Here is an 18,400-nt window from a genome sequence, read left to right as displayed (position 1 = left end):
GTTTGCCGTCTCATCATTAAGATTGTTGGAACCGATCGATTCACTGTCAGGCTCCTCCTCTTCGAATCGACTGCATCGGAGAAAGTTTCGCAGCTGACCAAGCTGGGAAGAGTCCACCAATCAACCCGAGGATGATGCTGAACACGATGCTCGACACGAGCAGCCCCAGCCCGGCATGCAATTGCAACCGGTCGGGCCAAAGACCGTTGACGATCAACGTACCGAGCCAACCGCAGAAGGCTCCCAAAGCTCCTCCCAACAACCCGATCAATCCACTTTCGATCGTCATCAGTTGGACGATGTTTGCCTGTGACCAGCCATTCGCTCTCAGGACTCCAAACTCTGTTGTTCGCTCGGAGACACTCATCATCATGGTGTTCACGATACTGAGTGTGGCGATCGACACACCGATCGCTGTCATGATCGTCAGAAACAAATTGAGGTCTTGACTGAATTCACGAACGCGGGTCCCCCAGTCGTCGGCTGTCCGAATCTCGACCGGGGATTGTTCGCTGCCCGATTCCGGTTCGCCGGACTTCTGTGATTGACCGGAGAGTGTTTGCTCGAGAGCGCGATACAGATTGCCCAGTCCCGTCCCGCCGGAGTTGCCTCCTTCTGCGAGAGAACGCCCAGCCAGTATCTCGTCGATCGAGCGTTTCAGTTCTTCGTCTGTCTGCGTTCCGTTGCTCTCGACATAAAAGCAGGCCACCGTGTCCGGGCTGATGCGTCCCACCGTGCGGCAGGTTTCAAGACTCATCAGAATGTTGACGTCCAAGAGCACCGAGCCGGTGGAGTAGATTCCAACGACCTCAAACTCGCTCCCGTTCAACGAGAACTTTTCACCGACACCTTTGGCCAGCTGGTCTGCGATTTCCCGACTGATCAGGCAGTGATTGTTTCCAACATCTGTAAGATCGAGAAAGCGACCATCAAGCATATTCTCTCGATACGCTCCACGTTCAAGTCGAAGATTCGAGGCAATATCCACTCCCACCGCGAGTCGAGGAGGATTGATGATCACTTCACCGTCCAGTTGATTCACACGGAAGTAAGCTTGAGAGTCCACGGTCCTGACTCCTGGCAATTCTTTCAGATCGTCAGCCCAATGAGCCGGAAGGCTTGAGAACAGCGGAATCGGAGCGCCCGCCTGTTGAACAAGAAGCCCTGGAATCTGCTCGAAAGTCCGCCGAACAATGGCGTCCAACCCGCCGGCGATTGAAAACAGCCCGACCATTCCGCCAATCGCGACTGCCAGCCCTAAGACAGAGAGCAGCGTCCGCATGGGTCGACTCGCAAGATTTCGAATTGCAAAACCAATCATGCCGTGGCTGTTCTCACTTGTCTAACTTCGTGGACATCACTGCCCCATCTCTAAACGTTTTCTCTCGTTCTGCTCAACAATAATCAGCGGATCGTGATGTCACATACAATCTGAATCTCGATGAATGTTTGAAGCATTCACATCAACCGTTTCGACGCTTCAACGTTCACTTGATAAGCATGGGTTGATTCAAAATTGTGACGTATTGAAGCGAAAAGTGCGAACAAGGAAATCAAGCCAGTCGAATTCCGCGGACATGTCGTGCATGGAGAACCACAAGAATACAGAACACCTTCAGAATTTCTTAATCGCGAACATGCAAAGTCAGCGAGTCAGATTACTTTTCCAGAAAACTGTTTATGATGCATCACCTCGAATGGCGCATTTCGAGTGGTCTACACATTGGATTGATCGAGAAAGTGTGAGTCATGTCCCCCAAAAAAGATATCCACGACAAACTCAGTGAACTGGCCGGGAACTTGTGGTGGAGCTGGCAGCCTGACGTGACCGCCATCTTTCGAGAAATCGACCCAGTTCGCTGGAGCGAACTTTCTCACAACCCCATTCTTCTCCTTCGCGAGTATCCGCCAGAGAGACTCGAAGAACGCGCCCGCGAAGAGATGCTGCACTCGCGAGTGAATGCTGCTTATCGAGACTGGCAGGACTACATGTCCTCGACGAGCACCTGGGGCGACATTCATGCTGGCGTTTTGGGATTTCGCCCGGTCGCCTACTTCTCAGCTGAATTTGGGCTTCACGAATCGTTCCGAATCTATTCCGGTGGTTTGGGAGTTTTGGCCGGTGACCACTTGAAGAGTGCTTCAGACCTCGGAATTCCTCTCGTGGCAGTCGGACTGTTTTACAATGAGGGATATTTCAAACAGGTCGTGAAAGAAGATGGCTGGCAAAGCGAAGAGTACATCCATGCCGACCCTGCCGACTTGCCGATGAATGAAGTCTCCAACCCGGATGGTTCGGAACTTCGCATTCAACTCGAAACGCGCACCGGCGTCATTCATGCCAAAGTCTGGCAGATGGATGTCGGCCGCATCCCTCTCTATCTGCTCGATACGAACATCGACGAAAACAACGACGAAGATCGCAAGCTGACTTCCCGCCTTTATGGCGGTGATCATCGCATGCGAATTCGCCAGGAGCTGTTGCTTGGAATCGGCGGAGTTCGAGCTCTCAACGCGGTGGGCATCCTCCCTCGCGTCATTCACATGAATGAAGGTCACTCAGCGTTCGCTGGGCTTGAGATCATTCGCTCACGCATGGTTAACGATGGTCTCTCGTTCCACGACGCTCATCGCGAAACACAAGCATCGGGAGTCTTCACAACACACACGCCCGTTCCAGCTGGCCATGACCGATTCGATGGGGAACTCGTAGAAGAACATCTCGGGCCGATTCGCGATTCACTCGGCCTCGAGTACAACGATCTGCTGGCACTGGGCAGAGTCGATCCGCAGAACCATTCCGAATCGTTCTGTATGACAGTCCTCGCTTTCAAAACTGCGCGGAGAGCGAACGGAGTTTCCAATCTACATGGCATCGTCAGTCGACGAATGTGGCAAAGCCTGTGGCCGTGGCGGAGCGAAGAAGAAGTTCCCGTTGGTCATATCACTAACGGCGTTCACGTCTCGACCTGGCTCGCGCAGCCGATGCGAGTATTCTACGATCGAGTTCTCCCTGAGAACTGGTCCCGACGAAGCGGTGATCCGATTGTCTTCTCAAAGTTTGACAAAGTTCGTCCGACCGAACTTTGGGAAACTCATCAGTCGCTGAAGAATCGCCTGATCCTTTTCGCACGCCATCGACTGCTTGTTCAAGCCAAAAGAAATGGTCTAAGCGACGAACAAATTCAAGCGACTCAGTCGACACTCGACCCGCAACACTTGCTCATCGGTTTCGCGCGTCGATTCGCCCCGTACAAACGGGCCGATCTCGTGCTGCGAGACCTTGAGTTGTTCGAACAACTCGTTTGCGATGATGATCGTCCCGTTCAATTCATCTTCGCCGGGAAAGCACACCCTGCCGATGAACAGGGAAAACAGATCATGCAGCGCATCTTCAAAATGACTCAGGAGAAACGCTTCCGGGGACGAGTCGTCTTTCTCGAAGACTACGACATGAAACTTGGCCGACGTCTGGTTCAGGGAGTCGATGTCTGGTTGAACAATCCTCGCCGCCCTTACGAAGCGTCCGGAACGAGCGGTCAGAAAGTCGTTTTGAATGGAGGTCTCAATCTTTCCGTTCTGGATGGCTGGTGGGCTGAAGCGTATGATGGCTTGAACGGATTCGCCATCGGCGATGGTCAGATTCACGCGAATCAGGAGATTCAGGACCAGCGAGATGCTGACTTCCTGATGAAAACCTTGAGGGAAGAAGTCATCCCTCTCTATTACACGCGGAACGACGACGATCTGCCGTTGAAGTGGATAAACAAAATGAAGCGAGCTGTCAGAACGTTGGGCTGGCGGTTTAACGCGGACCGAATGGTGATGGATTACGTCAAGAGTGCATACCTTCCGGCAGCTGGCAGCGAGTCATGCGACATGAGAATCATCCCGTAATAGAGCAATCCACGTGGAAACTCCGAACGTCGAAACGGATGCACCAAGTCAGTCGCAAATGTGTCGCCAACTTTTTGTGCCTTAGTATTGGCATGAGTTTCCTCTTCGCACCGTCTGCGGGAAGAGTTGAAGCGTCGCAACAGCCCACTGAAAAGACGTACGGACATCTGACGCTCGAGGAATGGCATGATGTCATGAAGTCACTCGACTTCTCGACGCTTGCCGATCAACGGTACGTCCGCGGAATGCATGCGATCGTCACCGACGATGAAGCTCCGGAGTCGAGTCGCAGAATGGCTGCGCAGACACTCGCTCGCGTGGGTGAACCGGCTGCAGGCGTCGTTCCCAATTTGATTCAGCTTGTTGAGAATCCCGGAAAGAACGAGTTAGGAACTCGCTTGTGGGCGCTTAAGGCACTCTCTTTGTTTGAAACCGTCGCCGAAGAAGCGACTCCAACAATCGCCGCGATCGTATTAAACGAGGCAATGCCTTTTCAGGTGCGCGTCAACGCGATGGACACGCTGGGACGCGTCGGACGTCAACATCCGCAGGCAATCCCGACTCTCCTCAGAGTCTTACGATCCCAACCGGACACAGATTCAACATCCGGCAAACAACTTCGAATGGCTGCATCGGAAGCTCTCTGGTACCTCGGACCGGACGCCGCTGTGGCCTTGCCGGATTTGATTCAAGCGACACGTTCTTCGTGGTCTCCTCTGCGTCTGGCAGCTGTGACCACCATTGGAGAGATCGGGCCGCAGTCGGAAATCGCTATTTCCATTCTCGTCGACATCATTCTCTTCGATGAAGCTGGCGAAGTTCGCGAAGCTGCTGCAGATGCGATGGGCAACATCGGTGGAGCGAGCATTTCGGCTCTCGATCAGTTGATCGATGATCCCGATCCGGAAGTTCAGAAGCTTGCTATCCGAGCCATCGGCAGGATTCGATCATCTCCGGTTCTGATTGAAATTCTCGAACAGCAGTTCACGTCCGAGAACCCACTTACCCGAGTCTTGGCCGCAGAAGCATTGCTTCAAAAACAATCCGGCAATGAAAAAGCCATCGGCGTGCTAACTGTCGAATTGGGAAACGAAAATCGCCGTATTCGACTCACAGCCTACGAAGCTCTGCTTGACAACTTTGATGCACTCCGCGGAAAGCAACATCTTCTCAGAGACCTTCTCGACTCTCCCAGCCTCCCTGCTCAGTCTCAGTCTGCAGCCCGAAGGATCTTGCAGAGACTGGAGATGTTGGAATCCGAATCGGCTGACGATCTGAGTCCTGAATTTGAGTCGCCCTGATTTTTTGGCACGAATTGAAAAACGACTTACCGTGTGCGACGTGATCGTGACGAAAGATATGCGCCCAGAGCCTTGTGATACGGGTCCGATGTCGTCAGCGTCAGCAGATCAAATCCGGTGTGGGCGCTCAGATCGGTCAGTTCCTGTTCAAACTTCTCGAACTGTTCCATGTAAATGGTTCGCAATCGGTGGGGGTCGACCAGCAGCTTGTCTTGCACGTCTTCCAGGTTGCGGAACTGCGTCGGCTTACTGAACGGGAAGTCCCGCTCTTCGGGAGCCAGAATCTGAAACAGAAGCACTTCATGATGATGTCTTTGAAAGGAACTCAAAGCTGTCCGCAATGCTTTGAGATCATCGAAGAAGTCGCTGATCAGAATCACGATACTCCGCCGCTTAAGAGTCGGAATCAACTTCTCAAACACCGCAGAGAGGCTCGTTTCGCTCCCGGTTTTACTCGATTCAAGAAGCTGATTGATGTGCTGCACGATTTTTGGACTTGTCGACGGTTCAATCCGATCGCGGATCTTGGTGTCGAAAGTCGTCAGGCCCACAGCGTCGCGTTGCCGATGCAGCAAATACGTAAAACATGCTGCGAGTTGAGTTCCGTAGGCGAACTTCGAAATCGTGCTCGAGCCGTACCCCATGCTTCCAGAACAGTCCATGATCACGTATGAGCGGAGGTTCGTTTCCTCCTCAAACTCTTTGATGTAGTACTTTCCGGTTTTTCCGTATGCTCTCCAGTCAATGTGGCGAACTTCGTCTCCCGGGTAGTATTGTCGATGCTCGATAAACTCAACACTTGAGCCTTTGAAGGGGCTTTTGTGTTGGCCGATCATGAACCCCTCGACGACGAGTTTGGCCACCACTTCAAGCCGTCCGAACTTGGCGAGAGCACTGGGATCGTCACTGACTTGCTGAGATGACATGGAGTGTTCTTATCTCTTTTTCCGGGTGATTGACTCATCGAAGTGGAGACTCTCACGGGATGTCTCACCAGCAGTTCGAGCAACTTTGGAGTCGAAAGCAACGCTCACTCGAGCACTTTCTGATTTTGTACGCACGATCTCGCACGAGCAAGCCCAGCCATTTGACCATGGAACAGTGCAAGCGAGTGCACAGGAAAGAGCAACTTGCTCTAAACGTTTTCTTCACCGGGGTTTCAACGAATTTTTGCAGTCGTCTGGTAACACAAACTTGAGCAAATCGATTGAGAGCAGTTTCATGGATGGGATATGATTCCTTCAAGTGATTGATGACGTGAATTGATCAACTGTTGACTCTTTGAATGTTTTCAAATTGGTTTGCACTGACTCGCGATGGCATACTCAGCTTTTTGTGAGTGAGACCGCGCAAGCGAGTGCACTGGCATGAGCAACCTGCTTGAGAGCATTTCAAGGACGTGTTGAAAGCGATTTGCAAAATCAAACAGCTTTCAACGCAAGACATGACTTCAGGCGAGTGCCACGCAAGAATGCCGTGGCTGGTATTGTTTGCGGAGAAGGATCGAGATGCAAAAAATGTCCGACATTCTGCGCGTATTCCTTTTCGTCGCTCTTCCTGCTGTAGGAGTGATGATCGTCGCTGCGCTGGCCTCTTCCGTAATTGCCATTGGTACGATTGCCACAGCAATTCTGTTGTCCACGTTGTCCGCCTGGCTCCTCGTTCGAACAGAACGCAAACAACAACAAGAACTCGAAACCGAATTCCGCCGACTTTCACAAGGTCTGCGAAACCTTCAGGCTAACTCAACTTCGACAGACTCGATCAAGTCATCCGCTTCACAGGCCAGCCTCAACGCAGGCTCACTATCGCCCACAGTTTCACTCTTTCAGAAGTTGAGTGATGAAGTCATCGAGCTGACGAATTCGCTCCACCAGAAAAACGCTCAACTTGGCAAGAGCGATGCCAGATACCAGTCTATTCTCCAAGCGATGTCGGAAGGAGTTTTGCTCATCGATTGTGACGGAAAGGTCGCGTTTGGAAACTCGTCAGCAGGAAAGCTCCTTGACCGCGACTGGAAGGCAATCGAAGGTCGAAACCTGTGGGAAGTTGTCCGCAACGCCGATTTGCAATCGACCATCGAGATTGCATTCGAAAGCGAAGGCATTGTCCGCAACGAATTCGAACACCCTCGCACGAAAAGCATCATCGGAATCAGTGCTGTTCCGATCGAAGTCAACGACGGCCAGGGACTTCTCATCGTGCTCCACGATGTTACGGAGCTTCGCCGTCTCGAAAAAATGCGTCGCGAATTCGTCTCCAATGTCTCCCACGAGTTGAAAACACCACTCACAGCAATTCAGGCATACGCCGACACCCTAATCGAAGGCGGTCTGGAAGACGTCGAAAACAGTCGGATGTTCGTGGACCGGATTCTTGAGCAAGCGGGCCGACTTCAAACGCTCATTCACGACATGCTGCGTCTGGCGAGAATCGAATCCCAGGCGGATGCTTTTCAGTTGCAGACGATTTCACTCTCCGAAGTTCTCGAAAGCTGTGTCGACGCTCGCCAGGCTGTCGCTCGTTCTCGAAACGTCAGTCTGACATACGATCCTCCTGCGGATGAAATCCCAGTCGTCGCAGATCGAGAAGGACTTCGCACCGTTTTCGACAATCTCATCAACAATGCTCTCAATTACACAGCAGATCAGGGGACAGTGACCGTCCGCGGGTTCTGCCACGACGGAAGAGCCATCGTTGAGGTGGAAGACAACGGAATCGGAATTCCTCAGGAGCATCAATCCCGAATTTTTGAACGCTTCTACCGTGTCGACAAAGCGCGTTCTCGGGGGATGGGAGGAACGGGACTCGGGCTGGCGATTGTGAAACATTGCATGGGTGTCTTCGGGGGCGAAATCGAAGTCGAGAGCGAGACCGGTCGTGGGACACTCATCCGAGTCATGCTTCCCGTGTCCGAACAATCGTCACAATTGATCGAAACGGTCAACTGATCGTCTTGAGTCGCCATTTCCGATTCGTTGCTTTTCGGCATCAATCATTTGCGGGCTAAGGTTGCGCGATCGATCACTCCCCATCAGGACAGTTCTCGTGCAACCGAGTCTCACCCCAGCCCAAACTAAGTCAACACCCTCCAAAAACGATTCAACCAATTCTCCCAGTGCGACGCAGTCGCTCGTGAGCTGGCTGAAACTTAATCGCTGGGAAGTGCTGGGATTACTCTGCGGGATTTTCGCTGTCTACTCCCCGGTGATCCGATTCGAATTCTTAAACTGGGATGACACCTGGTACATCATCAACAATGAGCTCATTCAGTCATGGAGCTTTGAAGGGCTTTACGGCATCGCGACGGAACCGGTCGCTCGCAATTTCGCCCCGCTGACGATCTTTACGTTCTTGATTGAGCACACGCTGTGGGGAATGTGGTCGGGAGGTTATCACCTCACGAATCTGGCTCTGCATGCCATTAACGCAATTCTCGCCTACGCCCTATTGCGACGCCTGACCGGAAGCTCACTCCTCGCTTGGACAGTCAGTCTGATTTTTGCGTTACACCCCGTTCAGGTGGAAACAGTCGCTTGGGTTTCATCCCGAAAGTCACTTCTTTCCGCAACGTTCATGCTCGCCAGTTTTATATGCTGGCTTCGCCCCGATCGCACATCCCGGGATGAAGGATTCGGAACGCTTTGGCTGATTCTCGGCCTCCTAAGCAAAGCTTCAGCCGTCGTCGTTCCTCCCATCGTCATCGCCTACGATGTTCTGATCGCCCGAAGATCATTCGCGGAGAGCTTCGCGAAACAAGTCGTTCCGATGTTCTTTTCGGTTCTTTTGATTCTCGTGACGATGTCAGCCCAGACGACAATTGTCGGCGGCGTTCGTGGTCACATTGGAGCCAGCAAGCTCTGGATTCTCGCGATTGATGCCACGATTCTCTGGCGTTATGTCGGAATGTCATTGTACCCGACGAATCTCTGTGTTCTTTACGATCCCGCCACGACCGGAATCGCTCACTGGATTGCACTTTCCGTCATCGGCTGGGTCGGCGTCGGAGTCTGGACGTTCCGCACCCGTCATTCGAATCCGGTTCCGCTCTTCTGCTTCGTCACGTGGCTGTTCCTTCTCTTTCCAGTCTTGAACCTGTTCCCGATCACAACTCTGATGAACGATCGCTATCTCTACTTGCCGCTCATCCCGTTTTTTGTGGGAGTCTTCAATGTCGCTGGTGTTTGTTGGATGAAAATCCGCAGCACTGAATCGAGTTCACTCGCGCGTCGAATTCCAACCCCAGCCATTGCAGTGACATTGGGAGTCATGCTGTGTGGGCTCTACACGCTCCGCACACTCGACTATCTCAACGTCTGGGCCAACCCGGTGACGTTATGGAATCACGCGCGACAAATCACACCGACATTGCCCGTCGTTCAGATTCAATGGGCCATCACACTCGAAAGCGAAGGACGCCGCGACCTGGCGATTCAGACCCTGCAAAGGGCTATGGAACAGAACCCGGACTCTGGCGACGCGGAACGTATTCAGTCGAAGATTGATCTGTGGACGGAGACCAGCCAGGTAACTCCTGAGAGCTGACACTTTCACCCGCCGACTAATTCCGAAAGTTCTCTACTGCTTCGTTGAAGAATTGTTCGGGCTGTCACTTTCAATCAAACGATTGAAAACTCTCTCCGGTCCTTCATTGGGCGCTGGTGATGTCTTTGCGAAGCTTCATTGCTTCTCGCAGATAAACATGAACCATGTCCGCTTGCTTCTTCTCGGTATTCACGTGCAGAAGAATTCGAATCACGCGCGGCAATGCACCGTCGACGTTGATTTCCGAAGCACATAAAAGTGGGACAGCCCCCATTCCGATTTCGCGGGCCGATTCCGCCGGAAAGGCTGCATTCAGATCTGATGTCGTTGTGAAGATGGCTGAAACGATTTCCGTGAAGTCCTGCAAATCGTTTCGCGCGATGACCTGTTCGAGAAGTTCCCGCGTTGCCTGCAGAATTTCTTCCTTGGAATTTGTCTCAACTGTAATGGCGCCTCTCACCCCTCGTACGGGCATTACCGATTCTCTCTGACAAAAGATGAATAACTTTGAAATCAGTCCCAACGCGGAAAATAACGGAAGTACCCTCAAAAACTCAATGACAGCGATCAGAAACACGCCGTGGAATTTACTGAGGCCAGTCCTTGAACGGCGTTTTGACTAGACTGGAGTTGTGATAGCGGCGATCACCGGTCACTTCTTCTCCGAGCCAAGGGGGCTTCTCAAACGGCTGATCGTCTGAGTCGAGTTCGATCTCTGCCACGATCAGACCTGAATTGTCCCCCAGAAACTCGTCGACTTCCCAGACCATTCCCGCAAAGTCGATAAACCAGCGATACTTCTCGATTAACGGCCCATCACAAAGTGCCAACATCTCTTCCGCGTCGCCAACAGGGATTTCGTACTCGTATTCCTGCCGAGTGGTGTCGTTCGTCAAAGACTTGACCGTCAGCCAAGCCTGATCGCCGGCAATACGCACTCGCACAGTCCGCGCGGGATCACGAGACAGATAGCCTTGTTTGAACGGGACCGACCGCCCGGTGCGAAAGTCTCCGACAACCAGAAACTTGCGTTCAATTTCGATGCCCATGCTGGTTGCTATTCGGAGTCCAGTTTCGGAGGAGTCAGACGATAGACGGATGTCTCCACAAATCCTGCGGGAACGCCTCCACTGGCTGCCATCTCTTTGAGGCTCTCTTCAAGTTCTTGATCTGTGCGGAAATGACCAGCCTGCTGAGCGTCTCGGAAATTCGATTCAAATTTAGGAAGAATCAGGTCCACTTCTTCGCTGTTTGCTTCTTCTCGCATTCGATCAGTGAACATGACTCCGTCGAGATGGTCCGACTCGTGCTGAACAACACGGGCTGGGAGTTCACTTAAGTCCATCGTGAACCCTTGACCGGAGAGATCAAACGCTTCAATGGTCACTTGCTCCGACCGTGTGACGTCCCCAAACAATCCAGGCAGACTCAAACACCCTTCCTCGCCAACAACATTTCCGCGACGTTTTCGGATGACTGGATTGATGAAAACGAGCTCTTCATCCGGTTCGTCAGGACGCGCAGCGAGATTGACAATAAAGAAACGAAAAGGCAGCCCGACCTGATTGGCAGCCAGACCAATTCCATTCGCCTCGTACATCAGCTCGAACATTCGTTGAATTGTTTTTCTCAACGAACTGTCGATCCGCTGCACGTCGACGGACTGGAATCGCAGGGCTGGATGGGGGAAGTGAATGATCTCCATGGTCGACTTTGCGTTTCTTTGTGTTGAATAAGGCAATCAATCACCAGTGTTGTCGATTGAAGTGGAACCGACAAGCGGCGCACGTCCGGAATTCTCCGGTTCGTCTTATTCAAGAGCGCAATTCACACAGTCGTGACGAGATTTGCGATGCAATATCAGGCCAGAGAGTCAAAGAAACGCCGCGAAACGCTTAATCTTGTCCGTGCATTTCGCGAGGAGGATAGCCAGCCCAGACGAGAGGTTTCGCCAACTTGTCCGCCTGTTTGGTCTCCAGACCTTTAAGAATCCCGAGAACCGTTCCGTTCTTGGCAAGTTGCGTTTTCAACTTCTTAAGCACATCTCCGGGGATGTTGATCGAGCCAGCCCCTTCTCCGCCTTCGAGATAGCTGCCCTTCTGGTCGAAGACAGCCCAGTAGACGGTCCTTGGATGTCGCTTGGCGCCGTCTCGGGCCTTCACGGCTCCGCCACCCTTCACGCGTTGTCCGCTGACTGTGTACAAGTCACGCCGTTCAAAGATTACGGCGATAATGTTCCAGTCTTTTCCACCGAACAACCCAAACATGTCACTCTCCTGCGTTCCGACGGCGCGTCGTGTCCTGACCACAATTGACGGCTGCGTCAACTGACGGACAGCCATTGAAACCAAGCCAGCCCGCTGAGTCAATCGACCAGGATGGGATTTGCCCATCGCGTCAAAAGAGCGGGATCAATCAGATCCCGCCTTCTCAGTCTCGAGCAAGAGGGTCCGAAGAGCTTGCGAATGAGCGAGACCGCGCCAACGAGTGCACAGGAAAGAGCAACTTGCTCTAGTAGCTGTTCTCCTCAGTGTTGCTGTCAGCGTAGCTCGCGTCATCTCTGAAGGATGCATTTGGCTCACCATCGATTGACTCCATCGAAACTGGCCGAGCAGTTGTGACGGTCACTGGGTCGTCCAGATAAGCTTCACGAGTGCGAAACGCAATTTGATCATCGCCGACCTGAACCGCAGAAATCGTCATAGCTGTGGGACTCGAAACAGCGACGGCACCGCGGCCGAAGGTACGATTCTGACCGATCAACTGAACGCGAACGACAGTCGTATCCGGATAGGTGAGAGCAATCTCGACTTCCGGTGCTGGAGTATTTGATCCAATCGGAGATCCCCAGTTGACGTTTTCTGCGAAACGCAAGTCGTAAAAACCGTTGCCAGGCTGCACACTCGGATCGGCGAGTTTGGTTCCGCCCTGCCGAACTTCAAAGCTGGCGAGATGCAATTGCCACGCGTAACCGACGCGGAGCGTCAATTGGTCTCGACCGAACGAACTCTGTGGATAAGCTGCGAGAGACGCGTGAATGCTTCTCATCACGAACTCCGGTGTTCGGTCTGGACCAACAAGAGCCGAACAACGCAGCAGCACAGGCGCGGGAAGATGTGCCACGACGCGAGGGTCCTGAATCAGCTTCGCCAGCTTTTCCTCTTCCCGTGCGAAATAGTAAAGAGACGCCAGAAAGACATGGCTGCGCGGCTCTTCAAGTCCAACGTCCAGATTTCGCAGGATGGCATCTTCAGCCATCGCGATCTGTCCGTGTCGCTGGAGAACCCTCGCTGCGACAAGATTGGCTTCCCAGACATCCGGCGAGTAGTTCAATGATTTCTGCGCATAGACCACAGCTGACGAGTCGCCGCGGTAATCCTGAATCGCTGCACAATTCGCCATCGCGGTTGCCAGCATATCGTCCTTACGGAAGTGATCGCGACCGATTTTGTCGAGGTAGTCATAGGTCTCGAGAGCTTCGTCGAGTTGTCCGAGCTCCTGCTGTGTGCGACTCAGGTAATACCAATACGGCGGATAGGCAATCATGTAAGACTTCATCCGCTGCAGGATTCGCAAACGCCGTTCGGCATCTTCCTGATTGGCTGCTTCTTCGAGGTGATCGAGATCGTCACCACGCACCAGCCAGCGGTCCGGAATTTCTTTTCGTCGCGCCATTTCCCAGAAGGTGTCGAGAAGCTGGTTCGACCGCTTCAAGATACCAGCAATGCGAGACTTCTCCAATTTCAGGAGATCCATATCGCGCTGATAGCCCTTACTTCGGTAGTCCCACCAACTGTTGGCTCCTGTGCGAATCGCACTTCCAAACTGAGCAGTCGCCAATTCGGTTCCGAATGCCAGTGCGTCCCAGGTCAATTGACGACGCACGGATCGACCGTGATGCGAACTGACAAGATCTTCTTCCGTCTCCGTCAGACCGATTTGCGAGATTTCATCGAGCACTGCCGAGTACAGCGTGACGACTTCTTTATCTTCAACCCGTGTCAGATTGAGATTGTTGAGGATCTTGGCTTCCTCTTCACGCAGCACTTCTTCTGTCGGATTCTTACGAATGCGATGAAAGGCTGCGCGGCAATAATTCAAGGCCACAGCGGTCTTCAAAGCTTCTTCGTTCTTAAGAGCTTCAGCGATTTCGTCTTTCTCGCCCGACAAAACCCCAGCCGGTGCTTCGACTGGCGCGGCGGTCTCTGTCGTCGTGACTGCAGCTGGCTCCTCAGCAGCAACAGCGTCCTCGTCAGCGAAGCATTCGCGCGAGAATGCCATCGCTCCGGGCAAAAGCATCAAAGCTAGAATCGTCGATCTCATAGGTGTCTGATTGGTCATAGCTCTTACTCGAATTCCAGGTTTGAGTCCCTGAACCCCTTTGAGTTCCACAATACAAGTCGCCAGGTAGCAGGTGTTAAGTTCTTCAGGCAGAAGCTGTGCCCAAACCACGAATTCATTGCGAAGTAATGATTACGAAAAGCTTGAGGCCCCCGCAAAGTTTGCCCAAGCTTCCTCGCCTCGTTGAACAGACAATTGCAACCGGACCAACCGGCAGGACTCGCCGATGCCGTGTTCATAAAAACTGGCTGTGTGAGACCAAAGTTGCAAAGCTTGCAAGAGTACTTTGCAGAGATTTCGAAAGCGAGAACGCCGTTATCCCCGCTAATGACTCTCTAATCGTGGGGTAAAACAACGGTGGTGGTGACTCGCCCGATGTGGAATCTCGGCAGATCTGCCGTCTCTCTCTTCAATCAGAATCGATTGGCCAATGAGCAAATTGAGCAGGCCATTTTCAGACGAAGTAAGTCATGACGGTCGCATCCGTCACTCGCCACCAGCATGCCCGCAAACCGGCGAGACAAGCCCGTTGGCGTGTTGCCGACGGGCTTGGTTTTCTCTCATTCATAACTTTGAAGAAGAGACTAAGACTCTTGAACGCCGACTTGCGAGGCGACTTCGTCGAATGCCCACGGAATGATGTAATACAAACCGATGATCACACCCGCGATGAGTGCGATCCATAACAGCAGCCCCAAAAAGCCGACAGCGCTGTTCGTCAATTTCCAAAGCGAACGCCACAACTTTCTGCGTTCATACTGACGCGCGAGCTTCTGATACTCAGCTGCCAGATTATTGTCTCGTTCTTTCGAGAGTTGTCGCGTCAGCATCCGCTTGGCTTCTTCTTCAAACTCACGGAACTGAGCGAGCGGCAAAAATGGGCCTTTTGAACTCGTGGCAGCTGTCGTTTTACCATTCAGCTTGTCGGTCTTCATAGCTGTGACGATCTGCGGAGCAGTCATCTTGCCGACTTTGACACGGCCGTCCGAGCCGATACGTTTGACGTACCACTGTCCCGACTGATTGATCATCGTCTGAGACTTTTCAAACTCCGAGGTGCTGCTTGCTCTGGACGGAGTCCTCTTCGTCGACGGCTTTGGAACTTTGGGTGTGCTAACTTTGCTCGTCGATACAGCTGCTCCCCCTCTCTGCGGAACGATTCGCTGAGCCTCATCGATGAACGAAAGCGAGTCGCCCGCCAGACCAAGCGATTCGAGGTCTGAAATCATTTGCGCACAGGTCTGGTACCGATGTTCGCGTTTCGCTGCCAATGCCTTGTCGATAATTAAATCGAGCCGCTCAGGGATCTCCGGATTATGTCGCCGTGCGGAAGTGAACTGCCCCTTCTCCTTGTTCATGATCAGTTCAAGGACCGAATCGCCGGTGAATGGGTTTTCACCTGTCAAAAGATAATAAAGCGTTCCACCGAGGGCATAGACATCGACACGTCGGTCGACGTATTTAGCGTTCCGGGCTTGTTCAGGAGCCATGTAATGCGGTGTTCCGAGACCCGTTCCGCTCTGTGTCAGCCCAAGTTCTTCGTCATCGTCAACCGCTTTCGCGAGCCCAAGATCTGAGACTTTAACAACACCCTTTTTCGTGACGAGTATGTTATCAGGCTTTACATCACGATGAATCATGCCCATTTCGTGGGCGTGTTCCAAAGCATCCGCGCAGATAAGAGCGGTGAGAACCGCATCGGGAACGCTCAATCGACCGAGTTGATCGACCCAGTCCTGCATGCTCTGCCCGTCCATGAGTTCCATGGCGACATAGTTGTAGCCCTTCTCTTCTCCGACGGCATAGCACGTCACAACGTTGGGATGATCGATCCGGGCCATCGCTCGAGCTTCCCGGATAAATCGCTCCACAAACCCCGGCTTTTGAGCGAACTCTTTAGACAAGACTTTGACCGCACAATCACGATCGAGACTGACCTGATGCCCGAGGTAAACAGTCCCCATCCCGCCTTTGCCAAGCTTCCTTTTCAGGAGGAAGTCCCCGAGCACCGTCGATTTCCTGTCACCTGACATTCCGGTGTTTCCGTTGAGTTGAATCGAGTTAGATGCAACGTTCATAGGATTTCAATTGGTCGAGATTGAGGTTCACCAAGTTCGTCCGCTGGCTCTCTCAATCTTGGACCATGAAATCCACCTCGGCAATGATTCTTCTCTCCATCCAAGCCGGATTATGCGCAGGATCAACCAATCAATCCATAACTGCGTCATGAATCGCGAAAAAGTTCCTTCAATTCTACAGAAATCGAGCGCCTTCCCGTCAACACACTCTCAAACGGCGTTCAATGTTGCACCGAGAGCGATTCAGGGTTTACGGAAGGTTCGAGTCGGAGAATGTCACTCCGGAAGATCGATCTTGATGTGCAGATCACGAAGCTGTCTCTGATCGACTTCGGAAGGTGCTCCCATCATGAGGTCAGACGCTTTCTGAGTTTTCGGGAACGCGATGACGTCGCGAATGTTGTCGGTTCCGGTCATCAACATCACCCATCGATCGAGACCGAGAGCGATTCCCCCGTGCGGCGGAGCCCCGTATCGCAGCGCCTGAAGCAGGAACCCGAAGCGTTCCTCAGCTTCTTCTGCATCGATGTTCAGCAGGTCAAAGATCTTCTGCTGAATTGCTGGATCGTGAATACGAATACTTCCACTGGCCGCTTCGTACCCGTTGCACACGAGATCGTACGACAACGCCCGAATCTTGGAAGGATCGCTTTCGAAGTACTCAACATCGTCCGGATGGACTGCACAGAATGGGTGATGTTCAGCATCCCAGCGGTTTTCGTCCTCGTTCCACGTCACAAGCGGAAACTCAACGACCCACAAACAGTTCAACTCTTTCGGATCGTACAGTTCCAAGTCCTTCGCAAGGTGATTGCGAAGCGCCGCGAGTGCAGCACAGGTAACTGGATAAGTATCGGCCACGAATACGAGAAGGTCGCCGTCGTTGCCTCCCATGCGTTCAACAATGGCAGCCTGTTCTGTCTCGTCAAAGAACTTCGCAATCGACGAATCGAGCCCGCCATTGGCGACTTTGAAGTAAGCGAGACCTTTCGCCCCGTATTCTCCGACGAGGTTCTTCAGATCGTTGTCGAGGACTCTTCGGGAGTACTTCTCTGCTCCGCCAGGCACACACAGACCGCGAACTTTCCCGCCTCCTCCAACAGTGTTTTTGAAGACGCCGAATCCTGATTCGGTAACGAGATCAGAAATGTCCGTCAGTTCCATTCCGAAGCGAAGGTCCGGTTTGTCGGTTCCGAATCGCTCCATCACTTCGGCGTGTGTGTAGCGTGGCAACGGTGTTGGCAGCGTTTCACCGCGAACGTCTTTGACCATTCGAGCCAGCAGCCCGTCGATCGAAGAGAGAATGTCGTTCTGCTCGACAAATGACATTTCGATGTCGATTTGCGTGAACTCAGGTTGTCGATCCGCTCGCAAGTCTTCGTCGCGAAAGCACTTCGCGATCTGGTAGTACCGGTCGTATCCGGAGACCATCAGAATCTGCTTAAAAAGCTGGGGAGACTGCGGAAGCGCGTAAAATGCCCCTTCGTGAACACGTGAGGGAACCAGATAGTCGCGAGCCCCTTCAGGCGAGCTGCGACCGAGAATTGGAGTTTCGATTTCGATGAAATCGAGTTCATCGAAGTAATTGCGAACTGATTTGGTCAGCTGGTGACGCAGAACCATTTTGTTTTGCAAAGCGGGTCGTCGCAGATCGATGAATCGGTACTGCAGCCGCAACTCTTCGTTCGCCAACGACTCTCCGCGAGGTTCAAATGGAGGCGTCTTGCTCTTGTTCAGCACGACCAGATTGTTGGCTCGCAGCTCAACTTCGCCGGTTGCAAGCTTAGGGTTTTTGTTGTCTTCCCCTCGGCTTACTACTTCGCCTGTCACCTGAATCACGTCTTCATGACGAATCGTTGACGAGAGCTGCTGAATCTCACTCGACTCTTCCATCCGGAAGGCAATTTGAGTGATCCCGTATCGATCACGCAGGTCGATGAAGACAACACCGCCGTGGTCGCGATACTTATCCGCCCATCCACAGAGGGTCACAGTTTGTCCGATCTGATCGGCCCGAAGTTGTCCGCAAGTCGCTGTTCGTAGCACGAAACTGGTATCCTTTGAAATTCCCACTCATCCCGGACCAACGTGTTCAACCGAACACTGACCTTTCCGGGGGAAGCGGGCATTATAGGGGACCAGAAGACTCACTCAACGTTGGTCGAAGCACGAGAACCAGATTCTGAATAGAATCTTGGGAAACTCATGGCCGCCGAGTGATCGCTTAGCAATCAAAAG

Annotated in this window: 13 protein-coding genes; 4 read left to right on the top strand and 9 right to left on the bottom strand. The window is 52.7% G+C overall.

Annotated elements, in window-relative coordinates; genetic code table 11:
- Positions 1-46 precede the first annotated feature (46 nt).
- Positions 47-1,282, bottom strand: coding sequence for an ABC transporter permease (locus tag AB1L42_RS18210; RefSeq protein ID WP_367059267.1), 1,236 nt, complete (start codon positions 1,280-1,282; stop codon positions 47-49).
- A 467-nt stretch (positions 1,283-1,749) separates the two neighbouring features.
- Here AB1L42_RS18210 and glgP point away from each other — a divergent pair, with 467 nt between their 5' ends.
- Both glgP and AB1L42_RS18200 read left to right on the top strand, forming a co-directional pair.
- Complete coding sequence (gene glgP, locus AB1L42_RS18205) at positions 1,750-3,897, top strand: alpha-glucan family phosphorylase (protein WP_367059264.1); 2,148 nt, start codon at positions 1,750-1,752, stop codon at positions 3,895-3,897.
- Positions 3,898-3,989: 92 nt separating this feature from the next.
- Positions 3,990-5,198: a HEAT repeat domain-containing protein gene (locus tag AB1L42_RS18200; RefSeq protein ID WP_367059261.1), complete on the top strand. Its 1,209-nt coding sequence runs from the start codon at positions 3,990-3,992 to the stop codon at positions 5,196-5,198.
- 26 nt (positions 5,199-5,224) lie between these two features.
- Here AB1L42_RS18200 and AB1L42_RS18195 read toward each other — a convergent pair whose 3' ends face one another.
- Positions 5,225-6,124, bottom strand: a complete 900-nt coding sequence (locus AB1L42_RS18195; RefSeq protein WP_367059258.1) for a DUF58 domain-containing protein — start codon at positions 6,122-6,124, stop codon at positions 5,225-5,227.
- A gap of 582 nt (positions 6,125-6,706) precedes the next feature.
- Here AB1L42_RS18195 and AB1L42_RS18190 point away from each other — a divergent pair.
- Both AB1L42_RS18190 and AB1L42_RS18185 read left to right on the top strand, forming a co-directional pair.
- Positions 6,707-8,149, top strand: a complete 1,443-nt coding sequence (locus tag AB1L42_RS18190) for an ATP-binding protein (RefSeq protein WP_367059255.1) — start codon at positions 6,707-6,709, stop codon at positions 8,147-8,149.
- A gap of 184 nt (positions 8,150-8,333) precedes the next feature.
- Positions 8,334-9,743 (top strand): hypothetical protein, encoded by a 1,410-nt coding sequence (locus tag AB1L42_RS18185; protein ID WP_367059252.1) that lies wholly within the window; start codon positions 8,334-8,336, stop codon positions 9,741-9,743.
- A gap of 103 nt (positions 9,744-9,846) precedes the next feature.
- Here AB1L42_RS18185 and aroH read toward each other — a convergent pair whose 3' ends face one another.
- From aroH to aspS, 7 genes are all read right to left on the bottom strand, one after another.
- Positions 9,847-10,218 carry a chorismate mutase gene (gene aroH, locus AB1L42_RS18180; protein ID WP_367059249.1) on the bottom strand — a complete coding sequence of 124 codons (372 nt, stop codon included), beginning with the start codon at positions 10,216-10,218 and terminating at the stop codon, positions 9,847-9,849.
- Positions 10,219-10,330: 112 nt separating this feature from the next.
- Positions 10,331-10,792: a CYTH domain-containing protein gene (locus AB1L42_RS18175; RefSeq protein ID WP_367059246.1), complete on the bottom strand. Its 462-nt coding sequence runs from the start codon at positions 10,790-10,792 to the stop codon at positions 10,331-10,333.
- An 8-nt stretch (positions 10,793-10,800) separates the two neighbouring features.
- Positions 10,801-11,448 carry a peptide deformylase gene (def, locus tag AB1L42_RS18170; RefSeq protein WP_367059243.1) on the bottom strand — a complete coding sequence of 216 codons (648 nt, stop codon included), beginning with the start codon at positions 11,446-11,448 and terminating at the stop codon, positions 10,801-10,803.
- A 190-nt stretch (positions 11,449-11,638) separates the two neighbouring features.
- A complete protein-coding gene (locus AB1L42_RS18165) occupies positions 11,639-12,010 on the bottom strand; it encodes a hypothetical protein (protein ID WP_367059240.1) in 372 nt (123 codons plus the stop codon).
- A 244-nt stretch (positions 12,011-12,254) separates the two neighbouring features.
- A complete protein-coding gene (locus AB1L42_RS18160; protein ID WP_367059237.1) occupies positions 12,255-14,084 on the bottom strand; it encodes a hypothetical protein in 1,830 nt (609 codons plus the stop codon).
- Between the two features lie 584 nt (positions 14,085-14,668).
- Complete coding sequence (locus tag AB1L42_RS18155; RefSeq protein WP_367059234.1) at positions 14,669-16,162, bottom strand: serine/threonine-protein kinase; 1,494 nt, start codon at positions 16,160-16,162, stop codon at positions 14,669-14,671.
- A gap of 276 nt (positions 16,163-16,438) precedes the next feature.
- Positions 16,439-18,208, bottom strand: coding sequence for an aspartate--tRNA ligase (aspS, locus tag AB1L42_RS18150; RefSeq protein ID WP_367059231.1), 1,770 nt, complete (start codon positions 18,206-18,208; stop codon positions 16,439-16,441).
- Positions 18,209-18,400: the final 192 nt, after the last annotated feature.

The sequence above is a fragment of the Thalassoglobus sp. JC818 genome, assembly GCF_040717535.1.
In the GTDB taxonomy this organism is placed as follows: domain Bacteria; phylum Planctomycetota; class Planctomycetia; order Planctomycetales; family Planctomycetaceae; genus Thalassoglobus.
This window is presented reverse-complemented; position numbering and strand designations above follow the sequence as displayed.